The 16,469-nt window shown below is 40.6% G+C and carries 15 protein-coding genes and 1 pseudogene; 12 read left to right on the top strand and 4 right to left on the bottom strand.

What is annotated here, in order from left to right:
• Nucleotides 1-238 precede the first annotated feature (238 nt).
• On the top strand, nucleotides 239-2,557 hold the full coding sequence (gene glgB, locus NMK36_RS20795) for a 1,4-alpha-glucan branching enzyme (RefSeq protein ID WP_072720040.1): 2,319 nt from the start codon (nucleotides 239-241) through the stop codon (nucleotides 2,555-2,557).
• Nucleotides 2,558-2,730: 173 nt separating this feature from the next.
• Here glgB and NMK36_RS20790 read toward each other — a convergent pair whose 3' ends face one another.
• Nucleotides 2,731-3,105: a group I truncated hemoglobin gene (locus tag NMK36_RS20790; RefSeq protein ID WP_072720039.1), complete on the bottom strand. Its 375-nt coding sequence runs from the start codon at nucleotides 3,103-3,105 to the stop codon at nucleotides 2,731-2,733.
• A 146-nt stretch (nucleotides 3,106-3,251) separates the two neighbouring features.
• Here NMK36_RS20790 and NMK36_RS20785 point away from each other — a divergent pair, with 146 nt between their 5' ends.
• The 9 genes and pseudogenes from NMK36_RS20785 (at nucleotide 3,252) to NMK36_RS20745 (ending at nucleotide 12,585) form a co-directional block, all read left to right on the top strand.
• Nucleotides 3,252-3,620, top strand: coding sequence for a DUF2237 family protein (locus NMK36_RS20785; protein ID WP_072720038.1), 369 nt, complete (start codon nucleotides 3,252-3,254; stop codon nucleotides 3,618-3,620).
• Between the two features lie 51 nt (nucleotides 3,621-3,671).
• Nucleotides 3,672-3,941 carry a hypothetical protein gene (locus tag NMK36_RS20780; RefSeq protein WP_072720037.1) on the top strand — a complete coding sequence of 90 codons (270 nt, stop codon included), beginning with the start codon at nucleotides 3,672-3,674 and terminating at the stop codon, nucleotides 3,939-3,941.
• A 17-nt stretch (nucleotides 3,942-3,958) separates the two neighbouring features.
• Nucleotides 3,959-4,633 (top strand): energy-coupling factor ABC transporter ATP-binding protein, encoded by a 675-nt coding sequence (locus NMK36_RS20775; protein WP_072720036.1) that lies wholly within the window; start codon nucleotides 3,959-3,961, stop codon nucleotides 4,631-4,633.
• 222 nt (nucleotides 4,634-4,855) lie between these two features.
• Nucleotides 4,856-7,009, top strand: a complete 2,154-nt coding sequence (locus NMK36_RS20770; RefSeq protein ID WP_254174524.1) for a pentapeptide repeat-containing protein — start codon at nucleotides 4,856-4,858, stop codon at nucleotides 7,007-7,009.
• A 244-nt stretch (nucleotides 7,010-7,253) separates the two neighbouring features.
• Nucleotides 7,254-7,364 (top strand): annotated as a pseudogene (locus NMK36_RS20765) (uroporphyrinogen decarboxylase family protein); the annotation flags it as partial.
• A gap of 663 nt (nucleotides 7,365-8,027) precedes the next feature.
• Nucleotides 8,028-9,854, top strand: coding sequence for a group II intron reverse transcriptase/maturase (gene ltrA / locus NMK36_RS20760; protein ID WP_254174523.1), 1,827 nt, complete (start codon nucleotides 8,028-8,030; stop codon nucleotides 9,852-9,854).
• Nucleotides 9,855-9,861: 7 nt separating this feature from the next.
• Nucleotides 9,862-10,827 (top strand): uroporphyrinogen decarboxylase, encoded by a 966-nt coding sequence (hemE, locus tag NMK36_RS20755; RefSeq protein WP_254175214.1) that lies wholly within the window; start codon nucleotides 9,862-9,864, stop codon nucleotides 10,825-10,827.
• Nucleotides 10,828-10,940: 113 nt separating this feature from the next.
• Complete coding sequence (locus NMK36_RS20750) at nucleotides 10,941-11,882, top strand: NAD-dependent epimerase/dehydratase family protein (protein WP_254174522.1); 942 nt, start codon at nucleotides 10,941-10,943, stop codon at nucleotides 11,880-11,882.
• A 67-nt stretch (nucleotides 11,883-11,949) separates the two neighbouring features.
• Nucleotides 11,950-12,585 (top strand): Uma2 family endonuclease, encoded by a 636-nt coding sequence (locus NMK36_RS20745; protein ID WP_254174521.1) that lies wholly within the window; start codon nucleotides 11,950-11,952, stop codon nucleotides 12,583-12,585.
• 62 nt (nucleotides 12,586-12,647) lie between these two features.
• On the opposite strand, the gene NMK36_RS20740 is transcribed toward NMK36_RS20745, so the two are convergent.
• The 3 genes from NMK36_RS20740 to thrS all read right to left on the bottom strand — a co-directional run bounded on the left by NMK36_RS20740 (nucleotide 12,648) and on the right by thrS (nucleotide 15,199).
• Entirely contained in the window at nucleotides 12,648-12,950 is a 303-nt protein-coding gene (locus tag NMK36_RS20740) for a type II toxin-antitoxin system RelE/ParE family toxin (protein ID WP_072720031.1), read from the bottom strand.
• 120 nt (nucleotides 12,951-13,070) lie between these two features.
• A complete protein-coding gene (locus NMK36_RS20735) occupies nucleotides 13,071-13,286 on the bottom strand; it encodes a hypothetical protein (RefSeq protein ID WP_186440385.1) in 216 nt (71 codons plus the stop codon).
• Between the two features lie 83 nt (nucleotides 13,287-13,369).
• Nucleotides 13,370-15,199, bottom strand: coding sequence for a threonine--tRNA ligase (thrS, locus tag NMK36_RS20730; RefSeq protein ID WP_072720029.1), 1,830 nt, complete (start codon nucleotides 15,197-15,199; stop codon nucleotides 13,370-13,372).
• A 208-nt stretch (nucleotides 15,200-15,407) separates the two neighbouring features.
• Between thrS and NMK36_RS20725 the strand changes: the two genes are divergently transcribed.
• Together NMK36_RS20725 and NMK36_RS20720 are read left to right on the top strand one after the other, a co-directional pair.
• The gene (locus tag NMK36_RS20725) at nucleotides 15,408-15,740 is read left to right on the top strand and encodes a DUF2605 domain-containing protein (protein WP_072720028.1); all 333 of its coding nucleotides are present in this window, start codon (nucleotides 15,408-15,410) and stop codon (nucleotides 15,738-15,740) included.
• A gap of 304 nt (nucleotides 15,741-16,044) precedes the next feature.
• Nucleotides 16,045-16,356, top strand: coding sequence for a DUF2973 domain-containing protein (locus tag NMK36_RS20720; RefSeq protein WP_072720027.1), 312 nt, complete (start codon nucleotides 16,045-16,047; stop codon nucleotides 16,354-16,356).
• Nucleotides 16,357-16,469: the final 113 nt, after the last annotated feature.

The following is a 16,469-nucleotide window of genomic DNA, read 5'->3' as shown; positions in this document are numbered from 1 at the left end:
ATCGGGTTTAGAAGTCACCAAGCCCATACTGTACTGCAAGGTCAGTGTGGGGAGTTCACACTTAATTGTGGTAAAGATCTAAAAATCGAGTACCATAATCCCAACTCCAAACCTGCTATTCCATGGGAATTCCCCAAAAATGCAGAGGTAAGAGTTTTCTGAAACTGTTAAAAAATGTAAAGTAATAGCAACCGTAGCGTCGATTAGTAACCCGTTTGTAGTAGAGCAGTAGAGACTCATGACGACCATTGCGATTGATCAAGTTAACAAAATTGTCTGGAACCACCACCAAGACCCCTTTGAAGTGCTAGGGGCTCACCAAATTGAACAAGATGGTAAAACGGTGTGGGCAGTCCGAGCTTATTTACCCAATGCAGAGGCGGCATGGGTTCTCTTGCCTGAACAACGACAGGAATACCCGATGGAGTCGGTACATAACCCCCATTTCTTTGAATGTGTCATTGATACTCCCGAACTCGCTAACTATCAACTGCGAATTAAAGAAGGTGAACATGAACGGGTCGCTTATGATCCTTATGCGTTTCGTTCTCCTCAATTTACCGACTTTGATATTCACCTGTTTACCGAAGGCAACCATCACCGCATTTATGAAAAATTAGGTGCTCATTTAATGAGCGTCAATAATGTATCGGGGGTTTATTTTGCGGTTTGGGCTCCCAATGCGCGCAACGTTTCCATTATTGGAGATTTTAACTATTGGGATGGACGCAAACACCAAATGCGGAAGTTAAGCAATGGGGTTTGGGAACTGTTTATCCCTGGGTTGGGAGTCGGAGAACACTACAAATATGAAATTAAAAACTGGGAAGGACACATCTATGAAAAAACCGATCCCTACGGGTTTTATCAAGAAGTACGTCCCAAAACCGCCTCAATTGTTGCTAATTTAGATAGTTACGAATGGCAGGATCAAGATTGGCTCGAACAACGACGCCACACCGATCCTTTAAAATCCCCGGTTTCTGTTTATGAATGTCATTTAGGGTCTTGGAACCGCGCGCCCTTCGATCAACCCCATGTCCTCCCTGATGGAACCGTTGAAGCGGCTGTACAAGCCACTGAGCTTGATCCAGGCGGTCGTTTTTTAACCTATCGGGAACTGGCGGAACAGTTAATTCCCTATGTTAAGGATTTAGGGTTTACCCATATTGAATTATTACCCATTGCCGAACATCCCTTTGATGGGTCTTGGGGATATCAAGTCACGGGATATTATGCCCCCACGTCTCGGTTTGGCAGTCCCGAAGATTTCATGTATTTTGTCGATCAATGCCATTTGAATGGTATTGGGGTAATTGTTGACTGGGTTCCGGGGCATTTCCCCAAAGACGGACATGGTTTACCCTTCTTTGACGGGACTCACCTTTATGAACACGCTGACCCCCGCAAAGGCGAACATAAGGAATGGGGAACTTTAGTCTTTAACTATGGTCGTAACGAAGTTCGGAATTTCCTGGTGGCTAACGCCCTATTTTGGTATGACAAATATCATATCGATGGAATTCGGGTAGATGCAGTCGCTTCCATGTTGTATCTGAACTATTTACGTCCCGATGGTCAATGGGTGGCGAACCAATATGGCGGTTGTGAACATATTGAAGCGGCGGACTTTTTGCGCCAAACCAACCATGTTTTATTTAGTTATTATCCAGGAACTTTATCCATTGCGGAAGAATCTACCTCATGGCCGATGGTGTCTTGGCCGACTTATGTAGGGGGGTTAGGGTTTAACTTGAAATGGAACATGGGATGGATGCACGATATGTTGGATTATTTCAGCATGGATCCTTGGTTCCGTCAGTTCCATCAAAATAACGTTACCTTTAGTATTTGGTATCACCACAGCGAAAACTTCATGTTGGCGTTATCCCATGATGAAGTGGTGCATTGTAAGAGCAATATTACTAACAAAATGCCGGGAGATGATTGGCAAAAATTTGCTAACGTCCGATGTTTGTTTACCTATATGTTTACTCACCCCGGTAAGAAAACTTTGTTCATGGGAATGGAGTTTGGTCAGCGTCAGGAGTGGAATGCTTGGGGAACCTTGGAATGGGAATTAATGCAATATCCAGCCCACCAAGGCATTAAACGGTTATTCCAAGCGTTGAATGAATTGTATCGCAGTGAACCTGCATTATATGAACAGGATTTTGCAGAAGCGGGGTTCCAATGGATTGATTGTACTGATAACCGTCATAGCGTAGTGTCGTTTATTCGTCGGGCAAAAGATCCTGAAGAATTTGTCGTTGTGGTCTGTAATTTTACCCCTCAACCCCATAGTCATTATCGCATTGGTGTGCCTGAACCTGGATTTTATACCGAATTATTTAATAGTGATTCGGGTGAATTTGGTGGCAGTAATATGGGGAATTTAGGTGGAAAATGGACTGATGAATGGTGGTTCCATAATTATTCCCATTCGTTGGATTTATGTTTACCTCCTTTAGGGGTTCTGGTTCTCAAATTAGACCGCCCGAAAACAGAAGCTGCACTACAAGCTGATGCGGTAGAAGTAGAATCCATAGAAGCCTAGGGTATTCTATTAACGTCGCTGTACAGAAAACAGCGATCGCTATTGTTAAAAAAATGGCGATCGCTGTTCATCAATAGTAACGAAATTAAGATATTATAAGGGGTAACTCAAATAACAATAAACTTGCTTTTGTTTGGGCAAAATGCTAAAAATTGAGGAATCAAAATCATGTTTTATTGGTTAAGTACATCGCTACGATGCTGAGGATCACTGGCTACTGACATTACTTCAGCAATCAACTCTTCCGCAATTTCAAAATCCTGAAGTGTTAGCTCTAAATTTTCAGCAATGGCATCAAAATGTTCGCCTTTTAAACCTTGCTCTTCTACCAAATGTTTGTGCGCTTCACGCATTGCCCGTCCATCATACTGAGGTGTTCCCCCAAAGGCATAAGTTAAAAATGCTCGTTGATGGCTTTTTTGTTTGACCATATCCATGCCATTAAAGAAGTGCTTGATCCGATTATCCTGCAACACACGATCATAAAAATTATCAACAGCCAGTTTAACAGTTTCAGCACCACCAAGCTTTTCATATAAAGTTGACATAGCTTGTTTGTCCTCAAATTTTGACATACTTATCTTAACTTAAATTTCATATTAAATCAAGACTTCGGACAGTTTTTAAACAACTCAAGTATTGATGGTATTATTAAATAGAAAAAATACCCCTAAAAAATAATCAGGAACGAATCATGCGAGAAGCCAGAAATGTTTTAGGTGGCGAATTAGAATTGTGTTGCTCTGATCCGATAACCGGATTTTATCGGGATGGGTTTTGTTATACTGGAGGACAAGATTTCGGCGTTCATGTGATTTGTGCCCAAGTTACCGCAGAGTTTCTGGAATTTACCAAAGCCCAAGGAAACGACCTCAGTACCCCAGTTCCCGCCTTTGGCTTTCCAGGGTTGAAACCCGGTGATCGTTGGTGTTTGTGTGCCTCTCGTTGGCAAGAAGCGATGGATGCAGGTGTTGCACCTCCTGTTGTGTTAGAAGCCACTCACGCGAGAGCCTTAGAAGTCGTTTCTCTCAAGGAGTTAAAACAATATGCCGTTCAGGGTTAACTGAAAACGATATAGTAAGAAATTGAAATTCTTAACTGTTTTTGAGATCCTATGTTCACCGTAGACATTATTGTTAAATACACAGCCATCCCGTTGTCCATTCAAAAAAAATCTGCCGAAGATGCAGAAGCCGTTTACAGTCACATTTTAGAGGTCTTACGGGGAGGAACGCCTCAAATCTTAGAATTTACCTGTGATAAGATGACCGAGAAAAAACTAGCAATTCTCAGCAGTGAAATTTCTGCGGTGCAAATTTCGGACAAATTGGGGGGAAATGCCGCCGGAAGAACGCCTGGGTTTGTTGGTTTAACCGCAGAGTAAAGGAAATCACAACAAGCATGGAATCTTCCAGTCCAGCGATACGGGTACAAGACCTATGCTTTAGTTGGCCAAGCGGGGCACAGGTGTTAAAATCCTGTTCCCTAGATGTCCCCCCAGGAGAATTTTGGATGCTTTTGGGGACAAATGGAAGCGGAAAGTCAACCTTATTACGATTATTAGCCGGATTATTAAAGTCTCAGTCGGGGGAAATTCAAACCCAAGGACGGGTGGGGTTTGTGTTTCAAAATCCTGATCATCAGTTAGTGATGCCAACGGTGGGGGCGGATGTTGCCTTTGGATTAGTTGAGGATCAATTACCTTGGATAGAAGTGAAACAACGGGTAGAAGATGCTTTAGCTGCGGTTAAATTATTAGAGTTACAACGTCGCCCCATTTATGCCTTAAGTGGAGGACAAAAACAACGCATTGCGATCGCAGGTGCATTAGCGAGACATTGTGAAGTTTTACTCTTAGATGAACCCACGGCTTTACTAGATCCTGATAGTCAAAATGATTTAGTGATTGAAGTTCAACGGTTAGTCAAAACCAGAGGAATAACAGCATTATGGGTCACTCATCGTTTAGAGGAATTAAATTATAGTGATGGCGCGTTTCTATTAGAAAATGGTGAAGTGGTTGGTCAAGGTGATCCAGAACCCTTAAAACAGCGATTAACTCAACAACAAAAATAAATCAAGTTTAATATAGCAAGTCTAAATGAATTGTATATTCATAATGATCAAGATTATTAACCTTTTTTTCATCAACCACCGGAACGATTATCTGCTATTATCTTGTTGATTTGAGGCTTGCACTTGAATTCAGGATTAAAATACACTCGCTATAGCATATTAACTATTCAATTCTTCTCCATTTTGTTAATCTTAACGACCCATATCAGGGAATTTTGAACTATGACAAGCCCTACTGTAGGTAGAGACACCGATCAATCTCAATCTCCTTCATCCTGGCCAGAGGTTTCATCCAAGCCTGTACCCTTTTGGGTTCGGCGTTGGGGGGCGTTTGTGGCGGAGGTTTCCTTAGTTGCGGTCAGTGGGTTAATTCCCTTTACCCTGGGCGTTGTCTCCAACCGCAGTGATCAACCCGTCCCTCTGAATCCCGTTGTGCGGGTGACATCCCAAACCGTTGCGGCGACTTTAGGAATTCCAGTCCGTGATCGCAGTCCCAAAGTAGCCCCCTTAACGAATCTATTGTGGTCGGGTGCATTACTTTTACCCCTGGTTGTGGGAGGGTGGCAACTTTATCTATTAGCCAAACGGGGTCAAACCTTACCTAAATTGTGGTTTGGGGTACAAGTGATTAATCCGAATGGTTTTCCCCCAGGATGGGGACGGGCACTCCGTCGAGAATTAATCGGACGTTGGGGAATTCCATTCGCCATTGCTTATGGTCTTTGGCAAGTCACGGGGGCTTATCCCAATTTATTAATTTTAGGGGCTTTATCCGGTGCCACTTTATTAGGAGATGCGTTAATCGCCAAACGATTTCAAGGTCGAACTGGACATGATTTATTAGCAGGAACTTCCGTACAAGAAGCCCCCCCTATTTTAGTGTTTAATCCCTTTACTAATTATGATTGGGTCGCAGAAGATGATGCGGTTCATGCCCTTGTTCTCACCCCAGAAACCCCAAAATCGGAGTTTAATTTATGGGCGTGGATGCGTCAACATCCGGGGTTAACTTTAATTATTGTCAGTAGTGCTAGTATGGCAGCAGTATTAGGAACCTTTGTCGGGACTCAAATTTATATTCAAAATCAAGCCAATCGTCGAGAATTTCAACAACAAGATAACGAAGTTTTTCTGGCTTTAGTCAGTAAATTATCCCCTAACGCTTCTACGGATGTTGCTCAAAAACGGGGGGCAATTTTAGCGTTAGGTGCGATTAAAGATCCCCGTGCAATTCCCTTATTAGTGGATTTATTAGCTCAGGAACAAAACCCCGTCTTAATTGATGTTATCCAACAAGCATTAGTCAGTACAGGCCCCAAAGCTTTACCGGATTTAAGAAAATTAAATCAAGCTCTAAAAAATGATTTAGATTCGATGCAATTTGGGGCAGAAAATCAAGAAAAACTTTTAACGGGGCGACGACAACAAGCCACCCAAAGGGCGATCGCTAAAATTCTAAAAGTTTATGGCGGTTTTGTTTATAATGTTGATTTAAGTCGCATTGATTTAGGACAAAATACAACCCCACCCGTTCAATTTACTTTAGTTTTAGAACAAACTGATTTATCGGGAATTAACTTTAAAAATACCAGCCTGACAAAAGCCAGCTTGAAAAATAGTCGGTTTGCGAGTGCGGGTGAAGATGGACGGCTAGGAACCTTTGATGATTGGATTTCAGATTTAAGTGGGGCTGATTTAACGGAAGCTGATTTAACAGGTGCTTTTTTAAGTAATACGCTGTTAAAATACAGCAACTTTTTAAAAGCAAATCTTAATAAAGCTAATTTATCGGAAGCTGATTTAACGGGAGCTAATTTCAGCAGTGCTAAATTATTAGGAGCAAATTTCCAACAAGGGAATTTGACGGATACAAAATTTACAGGTGCGGAATTATCCAGCGCTAATTTCTCGAAGGGGAATTTAAAGTTAGCTCGGTTCAGTGAAGCTAAAGCTCCGGGTGCTAATTTCCAATTTAGCAATTTAAGACAAGCTAACTTCAAAAATGCTGACCTATCGGCGGTTAATTTTATGGGAGCAAATTTGCAAGAAGCCGACTTAACCTCCGCTAAACTTACCGGATCTAACTTCAAAAATGCCCGCTTGCAAGATGCTAATCTAAAAAATACTAATTTAAGCTTCGTTAATTTTCAAGGAGCCAAATTAGACGGAACCAATTTTAAAGGTGCAATCTTTGTTTCTCCTCAACAAAATAAATCTGATCAATTTATTTCTAAACCCGACGAAACTGCTCAATCAAACCGTCTCAAAAATGTAGATTTTAGCAACGCAATTAATGTGGATGAGAAGCAAATTAATTACATTTGCGCTCAAGGTGGTATTCACCCCGACTGTCCACCGCCACAAGGTAAGAAATAGGGAAGCAGGGGACGCAGGGGGAGAAGGGGAAACAGGGGAAGAAGAGAAGTTCCTTGACACTCCGCACTCCGCACTCCGCACTCCGCACTCCGCACTCCGCACTCCGCACTCCGCACTCCGCACCCCGCACTCCGCACTCCGCACTCCGCACTCCGCACCCGACACCTGTTAACAGTCAACGGTCAATCCCCTTCAGTGGTAAGCTAAGGATTGGCCTAAAAACTGTTTTAAACTTTTAGTAACGATGACCGAATCGACCCAAATTCCCTATCTGTTGCGTGCTGCTCGTGGTGAAAAACTAGCTCGTCCCCCCGTGTGGATGATGCGACAGGCGGGTCGCTATATGAAAGCATATGTGCGATTCGTTTAACCTAAAATAAGCCCAAAAGCTTATGGGACGGTTAACCCAGTTGTTTAAACTGGTGATAACTGATTACATTTGTGGGTGAGTAAGGAAATATTACAAAAATCTTGAAGAGTAACGAAATGTTACGAAATTTAGAGATAAGTAATAAAAATTTACAAGTCCCATCCCTCAAGTGCTGAGGTGAAAGCATAACCCCTAGTTTGTTTGGGTAGCAACCAACAGGCTAAAGCGGGGTTAAAAGGTAGAACTACTGGTAGCCAAATCTGGTAACTATCGAGCAAGAAGTCCATGCGTAGCAAAAGCAAAGATGTGTCCGAACCATCGTTATCATTAATGGTGTAATGGCTAAATCAAGATAAAAACTTGATTAACACCAAGCCAAAAGGCAAGGATAGGGCATAAGCGATTATATGAACGACTTATAAGCACCGCCCAATAAACCCGGTGGAGAGCATCACGCTAAAGACTTCAAACAAATGTGTAATCGGAACGAAGTAACCCCTAATTATCTCTGGTAAAAGGTCGATAACCAGTAAGTAGCTAACGAATGATAGTTAGGGGAGGGATGGTATCAAAAGCGAAGGCCTTGTTGTAATGACAAGGATATGCTGACAGATACTCGGTAATTCCAAAGAAATAGAACAAGTAGCAATGAATATATCTAAAACGCTGAATAAAAATCAGACGGTGGAATGGAAAGACATCAACTGGCGCCAGCTAGAGAAGGTGACTTTTAAGTTGCAAAAGAGAATATTTCAAGCGAGTTCTCGAGGCGATGTTAAAGCAGTTCGCAAACTTCAAAAGACCCTGATTAATTCCTGGTCAGCTAAATGTATTGCTGTACGTCGGGTAACACAAGATAATCAAGGTAAAAATACCGCAGGTGTGGATGGAATCAAATCTCTAACACCAAAACAACGGATGAACCTTGTAGGACGACTAAAGTTGACAGGTAAGGTTAAGCCTACTCGTAGAGACGTGCCATGGCGCGTCTGTACTAACATACCTAAACCGGGAACAACCGAAACTCGCCCATTGGGAATACCCACAATAGACGACAGAGCATTACAAGCGTTAGTCAAACTAGCATTAGAACCCGAATGGGAGGCTAAATTCGAGCCAAACAGTTATGGTTTCAGACCAGGACGTTCCTGTCACGATGCAATACAAGCAATATTTGACAGTATTAAGCAAAAAGCCAAATATGTGCTAGATGCTGATATCTCAAAATGCTTTGACCGCATCAACCACAAAGCGTTAATCTCAAAAATACACACATACCCTACATTAAGCCGAACAATTAAAACATGGCTTAAGGCAGGGTATATGGACGGAAAAAAACTTTTTCCTACTCATGAGAGTACACCACAAGCAGGGGTTATATCACCTTTACTTGCAAATATTGCCCTACATGGTCTGGAAGAAAGAGTTAAGCAATACGCAGAAACTCTGAAAGGAAATAAACGAAATAATCGTCAAGCCTTTAGTTTAATCCGATATGCAGATGACTTTGTGATAATCCATGAGGATTTAAACGTCATCAAAAAGTGTCAAGAAATAATCGCGGACTGGTTAAGTGATATGGGACTGGAATTAAAACCCAGTAAAACAAAATTAACCCATACCCTCAATGAAATTGATGGAAATGTTGGGTTTGAGTTTCTAGGATTCCATATACAACAGCATAAGGTAGGCAACTACCGGGCTGCATCAATTGGATATTCCAAACTAGGTTTTAAAACACTAATCACACCCTCAAAAGCCCAAATCAAAACTCATCTTGTCAAAATAGCTGAGATAATAGATACTCATAAAACCGCACCTCAAGCTGCTTTAATTAGTAAGCTGAATCCGATTATTAGAGGATGGTCAAACTATTACTCAACAGTTGTTAGTAAAGAAACCTTTAACAAGGTTGACTCACTAATATATAACAAATTGAGAGCCTGGGCAAGAACGAGGGGAAAAGGGAGCATCAATAAAAACAAATACTGGAGAACAGTAGGTGACAGAAATTGGTGTTTCAGTACAGAAAACGGATTAGAATTACTGACCCATAACAGTACGCCAATCGTCAGGTATATTAAAGTTAAGGGTAAAGCTAGTCCGTTTGATGGAAACTGGACTTATTGGAGTAAACGAAGAGGTGAATATCCAGAAACACCCACAAGGGTCTCAAAATTAATTAAGAAACAAAAGGGTATTTGTTCTCACTGTGGTTTGTATTTCACAAGTACAGACATTGTAGAAGTTGATCATATTCAACCCAAATCATTAGGTGGAAAAGACACTTATGATAACCTTCAACTTTTACACAAACATTGTCACGACACAAAAACGGCTAATGATGGTTCTTTAATCAAGAATCACAATCATAAAACCGTTTTGAATCGTACCTATAACAAAGGTGGAATTATCAAGGAGCCGTGTGAGGTGAAAGTCTCATGCACGGTTCTGAAGGAGAGGTTAAGAAGGTAACTTCCTAATCGACTCTAACCGTGATCTACGGGAAAAATACCCTTCCTTCCGTGAACGCTCCGAAAAAACGGAGATCGCCGTTGAAATTTCCCTGCAACCCTTCCGTGCTTTTCAACCGGATGGCGTGATTTTATTTTCTGATATTCTAACGCCTCTGCCTGGAATTGGCATTAATTTCGATATTATCGAAAGCAAAGGGCCAATTATTGAGTCACCCATTTGCAGTTTAGAACAAGTTGAAAAACTGCATCCCATTGAACCGGAAGAAAGCTTATCTTTTATTCGGGAAATTTTGCAAACGTTACGACAGGAAGTGGGAAATCAAGCTGCTGTTTTAGGGTTTGTAGGCGCTCCTTGGACGTTGGCGGCTTATGCCATTGAAGGAAAGAGTTCTAAAGATTATGCTGTGATTAAAAAAATGGCATTTTCTGAACCTGCAATTTTGCATAAATTCTTAGAAAAAATTGCAGATGCGATCGCTGTTTATGTGCGTTATCAAATTGATTCTGGCGCACAAGTGATTCAAATGTTTGATTCTTGGGCGGGTCAATTAAGCCCTCAAGATTATGAAGTTTTCGCCCTTCCGTATCAAAAACGAGTGGTTGATCAAGTCAAACAAACCCATCCTGATACGCCTTTAATTCTTTATATTAATGGAAGTTCGGGATTATTAGAACGAATGGCTAAAACCGGGTTTGATTTTGTCAGTGTTGACTGGATGGTTGATATGGCGGATGCGCGTCAACGGATGGGTCAAAATATTGGGGTTCAAGGAAATCTTGATCCTTGTATTTTATTTGGCTCAAAAGAGATGATTCGCGATCGCATTTTAGATACCATTAAAAAAGCCGGAAATCAAGGTCATATCCTGAATTTAGGGCATGGTGTCCTCCAAAAAACCCCCGAAGAAAACGTTGCCTATTTCTTTGAAACGGCAAAACAAGCGGATCAATTATTGAGCGTTCACGCTTAAATTTGTTGTTTTGCTTCCGCGTATCAAGGGCGGGAAAACCCCGCCCCTACCCGTAAAAAAAGTACAAACGAAGGAAAAAGAATCGTTGATTACTGAAATCATCACTACGTTTTATGAAAAAGCGAATTTTTATTACAGGTGCGAGTGGTTGTATTGGTCATTATCTTGTAGAAAAATTAATTCAAAATACCGAACATGAATTATTTTTATTAGTTAGAAATCCTGATAAATTAGGTTTTAATTATAACAGTCGTCCCGATATTCATATTCTTCAAGGTAATTTAAGAGATATCAATCAATTTAAAGATTTATTATCTACTGTTAATATAGCCATTTTAATTGCTACGGCTTGGGGGGGATATCAAGAGGTTTTAGAGATTAATGTTAAGGCTAATTTAGAATTAGTTAAATTATTAAATCCTGAGATTTGTGAGCAGATATTATATTTTTCAACGGCTAGTATTTTAGATCAAAATAATAATTTATTACCTGAAGCGGGAGAAATTGGAACGGATTATATTAGGACAAAATATGAATGTTTACAGGAATTATTAAAAATAGCTTCTAGTTTACCTCCATTAAGGATATTATTTCCGACTTTAGTATTAGGAGGAGAGGAGAATAAACCCTATTCCCATTTATCAGGAGGTATTTCTGATGTGGTTAAATGGATTAATTTAATTCGATGGTTTCAAGCGGATGCGAGTTTCCATTTTATTCACGCTGCTGATATTGCAACAGTGGTATATTATTTAGTGAATCATCCTCCGATTTACCCGGAAACAGAACAATTTGTTTTAGGAAATCCAGAAATTACCTTAAATAAAGCTGTAGAAACGGCTTGTCAATATTATAACAAACGAATTTATTTCCGTTTGAATTTATCTCCGAGTTTAGCCAACTTTTTTATCTGGCTATTTAAAATACAAATGGCAGATTGGGATCGATTTTGTCTTAATTATCGTCATTTTACCTATCAAAATCCAGTTCACCCTGGGGTCTATGATTTACCCGGCTATTGTGCAACCTTTACGGATGTTTTAAAATTAAGTTAAGTTAAAAATTAGATGGGTTTGGATGGGTAAAAATAGGATATAATTGTATTAAACAGGAGATTCAACGATGTTAGGGAGTAAACTGGAAACGTTACTTAATTCCGAAGAAAACTTACAAGGTTCAGAGGTTCGCTACATTACGGATAAGGTGACTTGGCAATATTATGAAACATTATTAACTCAATTAGAAGATAGTTTAGAGTTTCGTTTAACTTATTTAGATGGTATTTTAGAAGTTATGTCCCCCAGTCGCAATCATGAAAGTATTAAAACCCGAATTGGGGATTTATTACTGATTTATTTTTTAGAAACAAATACAGAATATTATCCCACAGGTTCGATGACCTTACGAAACCCAGAACAACGGGGGGGAACTGAACCGGATGAAAGTTATTGTATTGGAACTAATAAAGAAATTCCTGATTTAGCGATAGAAGTTATCATTACCAGTGGGGGAATTAATCGCTTAGACGTTTATCAAAGATTGGGAGTGCGAGAAGTTTGGTTTTGGCAAAATAATCAGTTTCAAGTTTATCATTTTCGGGCTGAAACGATAGAACAATTTCAGCAAACATCAGGCTATGAATTAATTAACAATAGCGAACTTCTTCCCTCTCTCAATTTAACTGTATTGGCGGAATTTGTACAACATCCTAATCCTTTAGTTGCTGCAAAATCTTTCCGTCAAACCTTAAATCAGTAGAGACGCGCCTTAAATCAGTAGAGACGCGCCATGGCGCGTCTCTACGGGGGGAAAAGATGAATTTACTGCTGACTCAATTCAAATTTTAATAACGTTTTACCGTGAATCACGGCGGCAATGGTAACAATGTCGTCTTGGATTTGATAAATGATTCGGTAGGTGTAAGCAAATTGTTCACGGATGGTTTCGTCGCCAAATTCTTGAACAATAATTCCCGCTTCAGGAGATAATCTCAAGTTCCGTGTAACTTCAATGATTCTCTGGACAACCGCCGCCGCATAAGAAATTGAATCTCGTGCAATGTAAGCAGCAATTGCATCAATATCATCAATGGCTTGAGGCGACCAAACTACTTGATAACCCATTTACTTAATAAACCTTCTGCTTCCTCTTGTATGAGATTCCTGGTCGTTTCGTGAATCGTAAGCCCATGACGGACTTTTTCGATTACATAAAGATGGTATTGCACATCTTCCAGAGAACAATCATCCGGTAGGTTCTTCAACAAAGATTCTACTTCCTTTTTGGTTGTACTCATAATCTTTTTGGGTTTTTTTTATAGTTATTATAGTTTTCAATAACTGAAGCACCCGAAATAAGCGGTTAACCCCGACTTCATCAAGGGATGAGGGGGCTACAATAAAACATAAATTATATTTCCTGATGGGAATTGTCCCCAGAAGGTCGAATGCTTCAGTCATGATTTCAAATCCAGCGTATAGTCATGCCAGACCGATAATATCAGATTTCTAGGTCTGGTTCTCGCTCTGCATCTTGATCAGATTCAGAAATTGCTGTAATTAGAAATAGCCTGTTGCATCCGTGTCATCACATCTTCAACAGGAATAGCGCCTAATTCTCCATTAGCACGAGTTCTAATATTCAAGCAATTGGACTCAACTTCCTTAGCCCCGACAACGGCCATGACCGGAATTTTATCCTTCTCAGCATTGCGAATTAATTTCCCTAAGCGTTCATTACTGGCATCCGCTTCGGCACGAACGCCAACAGACCGTAATTTCAGGGCAATTTCTTGGGCAAAGGGTAAGAAATCTTGACTGACGGGTAAGAGCCGGAACTGGACTGGGGCTAACCATAACGGGAAATCCCCGGCATATTCCTCTATTAATATTCCCACTAATCGTTCCAGAGAGCCAAAGGGCGCACGGTGTATCATCACCGGACGTTGACGACTGCCATCTTCGGCTACATATTCTAAGTCAAAACGTTCGGGTAAATTGTAGTCCACCTGAACTGTTCCCAACTGCCATTCCCGGTCTAAGGCATCTTGGAAAATAAAGTCTAATTTGGGGCCATAAAATGCAGCTTCTCCAATTCCCTCAAAATAGTTCATTCCCAAGGTTTCCACCGCCCGACGAATGGCTGATTCGGATTTATCCCAAACCTCATCCGACCCGATATATTTGTCAGAATTCGGGTCACGGAAACTTAATCTCGCTTTAAAGTTCTTGAGTTGTAGACTTCTAAATACAGAGAGAATCAAATCCACAACTTTGATAAATTCATCTTCCAACTGTTCAGGAGTGACGAATAAATGGGAGTCATCGACGGTAAACCCTCGAACACGAGTTAACCCCCCTAATTCTCCTGATTGTTCATAACGATAGACTGTCCCAAACTCCGCTAACCGCATGGGAAGTTCTCGATAGGAACGTAATTCACTCTTATAGATTTGGATATGAAAAGGACAGTTCATCGGTTTAAGGACAAACCCTTGTTCCTTTTCCTCCGCTTCGCTGTCCTCAGCCATCATCGGAAACATATCTTCTTTATACTTCTGCCAATGTCCCGATGTTTTAAATAAATCGACTCGACCAATATGGGGAGTCGTGACACCCAAATAACCCCGCTTGATTTGTTCTTGTTTGAGGAAATCCTCTAAGGTACTACGTAATAAAGTTCCTTTCGGTGTCCATAAGGGTAATCCTGGCCCGACTAAATCAGAAAAAATAAATAATCCTAACTCTTTTCCTAAGCGGCGATGGTCACGTCGGAGGGCTTCTTCCTTCCGGCGTTTATATTCCGCTAATTGTTCGGGAGTTTCCCACGCTGTCCCATAAATCCGTTGCAGTTGAGCTTTGGTTTCATCTCCTCGCCAATAAGCCCCGGCTACACTTTCAAGTTCAATGGCATTATGGTCAATCTCAGAGGTATTTTCAACGTGGGGCCCTGCACACAAATCCCACCATTGATCTCCTAAATGATATAAGGTAATGGGTTCCTGTAAGCCTTCGAGGATTTCCAGTTTATAAGGTTCTCCAAGTTTCTGAATTCGTGCTTGGGCGTCTTCCCGACTGACTTCTTCTCGAATTACCGGAAGTTTACGCTTGATAATCTTAACCATTTCTTTGTGAATGGCTTTCAAATCCTTCTCAGTAAAGGGTTCAGGACTATCAAAGTCATAATAAAACCCATTTTCAATCCAAGGGCCAATGGTAACTTGTGCCTTGGGAAACAGTTTTTGTACTGCCATTGCCATAACGTGGGAAGCAGTATGGCGAATCCGCTTTAAGGCTTCAGATTCACTGGTTTTTGGCAAATGGACTTTTTTCTCTAATGGCTCTTGAGAACCATCGGACTCTGCTATAGACATCGATTAAGATTACAACTCTACAATAAAAGTTTCTTGATTCAATTGTACAGAAGATAGGAGTTGTTGACGGTTGACGGTTGACCGATGACTGAAATTGAACAGGCAAGATGCCTGTTCCACATAACTCCTAAAACTTTCGTTAAGAAAAATATTAAGAATTGTAAAGAGTGTTAATATTGTTTTAAGTCAAGTCTTCATCAAACAATCCATGATCAGTCCCAACTTGCCCGAAGAATCAGACCTCCTCAAAGCGATATTAGAACCGTTGCTGGAGGATTTGGAATACTGGTTTCAACGGTCACAGCATCTTTTAGAAACTGAAGAGATGTCCTTTTTAACTCCGTCACAACAGTCTGACCTCCTGTACCGGGTTACAGAAGTGCAACGAGAGGTGAGAGTTGCTAAAACGTTGTTTCAGGCAACGGGGGGACAAGTTGGAATTGAAATGGCAGTATTAATACCTTGGCATCAACTTTTAACGGAATGTTGGCAAGTTGCCACGCGATTTCGCATCGAACAGGCTAACCCAGCTAAAAATTAAGTTTAAAGGCTGAATACCAGGAAAAACAAGTTTGATTGGGACAAATGCAATTTTTATTTTCGGTGAATTAATCCGAATCAATCCGATAAATAGTTTACAGAAGTTTCTCCCCTTAAGCTCTATCCTCAGTAGAACATTGATTATTCTAGTTCAATAAAAAGGTTTGACTCCTGGCTAGAATATGTCAAAATTAGGGACAGGAACTTCTCAACGGACTCCGGCTAAACCTTTAAGATAAAAATCCTTTCTGACATAAAAATGGTGTTCGATTAACCGAAAACCCCCTACCCTTAAGGAGATAACAATGCTACACTTAGTTTACATTCTGGCTTTTACCGTTATAGCGTTTCTGGCTGTTCGTAATTTAATTCATAGTCTTTTAACCGTAGGAATGGAATCCCAAAAGCTTCCAGATTCTCGCAATTATGGCGGGTCAATGAACTCAGGACGGATGCAAAAAATTCTCCATCCAGAACTGCTGGATGAAGCCGGAAATTTAATTAATGAACCGTTGTTAGTCATGCGTTCCTTGTCGGTTCAAGATGCTCGAAATCAATTAGATAATTTATATAAATCTTCTCCGGGTTCAATCGATGATATTCGGGATGAAGATTAGAAAAAATAAAGAACTTTAGAATTAAGAATAGGGTTGACAATTGATTATAAATCGTGAAAATTTTACAAAAACTTATCATTGTTAGCCTGGAAAAACAATCTATTTTTACACAA

It is taken from the genome of Planktothrix pseudagardhii (assembly GCF_904830925.1).
In the GTDB taxonomy this organism is placed as follows: domain Bacteria; phylum Cyanobacteriota; class Cyanobacteriia; order Cyanobacteriales; family Microcoleaceae; genus Planktothrix; species Planktothrix tepida.
Note: the sequence above shows the minus strand (reverse complement) of the source record. Positions and strands in the feature narration are given on the sequence as shown.

What these genes read in the sequence shown, in the direction of transcription:
- glgB (WP_072720040.1), top strand. Translation starts at nt 239, where the DNA reads ATGACGACCATTGCGATTGATCAAGTTAACAAAATTGTCTGGAACCAC.
- NMK36_RS20790 (WP_072720039.1), bottom strand. Translation starts at nt 3,105, where the DNA reads ATGTCAACTTTATATGAAAAGCTTGGTGGTGCTGAAACTGTTAAACTG.
- NMK36_RS20785 (WP_072720038.1), top strand. Translation starts at nt 3,252, where the DNA reads ATGCGAGAAGCCAGAAATGTTTTAGGTGGCGAATTAGAATTGTGTTGC.
- NMK36_RS20780 (WP_072720037.1), top strand. Translation starts at nt 3,672, where the DNA reads ATGTTCACCGTAGACATTATTGTTAAATACACAGCCATCCCGTTGTCC.
- NMK36_RS20775 (WP_072720036.1), top strand. Translation starts at nt 3,959, where the DNA reads ATGGAATCTTCCAGTCCAGCGATACGGGTACAAGACCTATGCTTTAGT.
- NMK36_RS20770 (WP_254174524.1), top strand. Translation starts at nt 4,856, where the DNA reads ATGACAAGCCCTACTGTAGGTAGAGACACCGATCAATCTCAATCTCCT.
- ltrA (WP_254174523.1), top strand. Translation starts at nt 8,028, where the DNA reads ATGAATATATCTAAAACGCTGAATAAAAATCAGACGGTGGAATGGAAA.
- NMK36_RS20750 (WP_254174522.1), top strand. Translation starts at nt 10,941, where the DNA reads ATGAAAAAGCGAATTTTTATTACAGGTGCGAGTGGTTGTATTGGTCAT.
- NMK36_RS20745 (WP_254174521.1), top strand. Translation starts at nt 11,950, where the DNA reads ATGTTAGGGAGTAAACTGGAAACGTTACTTAATTCCGAAGAAAACTTA.
- NMK36_RS20740 (WP_072720031.1), bottom strand. Translation starts at nt 12,950, where the DNA reads ATGGGTTATCAAGTAGTTTGGTCGCCTCAAGCCATTGATGATATTGAT.
- NMK36_RS20735 (WP_186440385.1), bottom strand. Translation starts at nt 13,286, where the DNA reads ATGACTGAAGCATTCGACCTTCTGGGGACAATTCCCATCAGGAAATAT.
- thrS (WP_072720029.1), bottom strand. Translation starts at nt 15,199, where the DNA reads ATGTCTATAGCAGAGTCCGATGGTTCTCAAGAGCCATTAGAGAAAAAA.
- NMK36_RS20725 (WP_072720028.1), top strand. Translation starts at nt 15,408, where the DNA reads ATGATCAGTCCCAACTTGCCCGAAGAATCAGACCTCCTCAAAGCGATA.
- NMK36_RS20720 (WP_072720027.1), top strand. Translation starts at nt 16,045, where the DNA reads ATGCTACACTTAGTTTACATTCTGGCTTTTACCGTTATAGCGTTTCTG.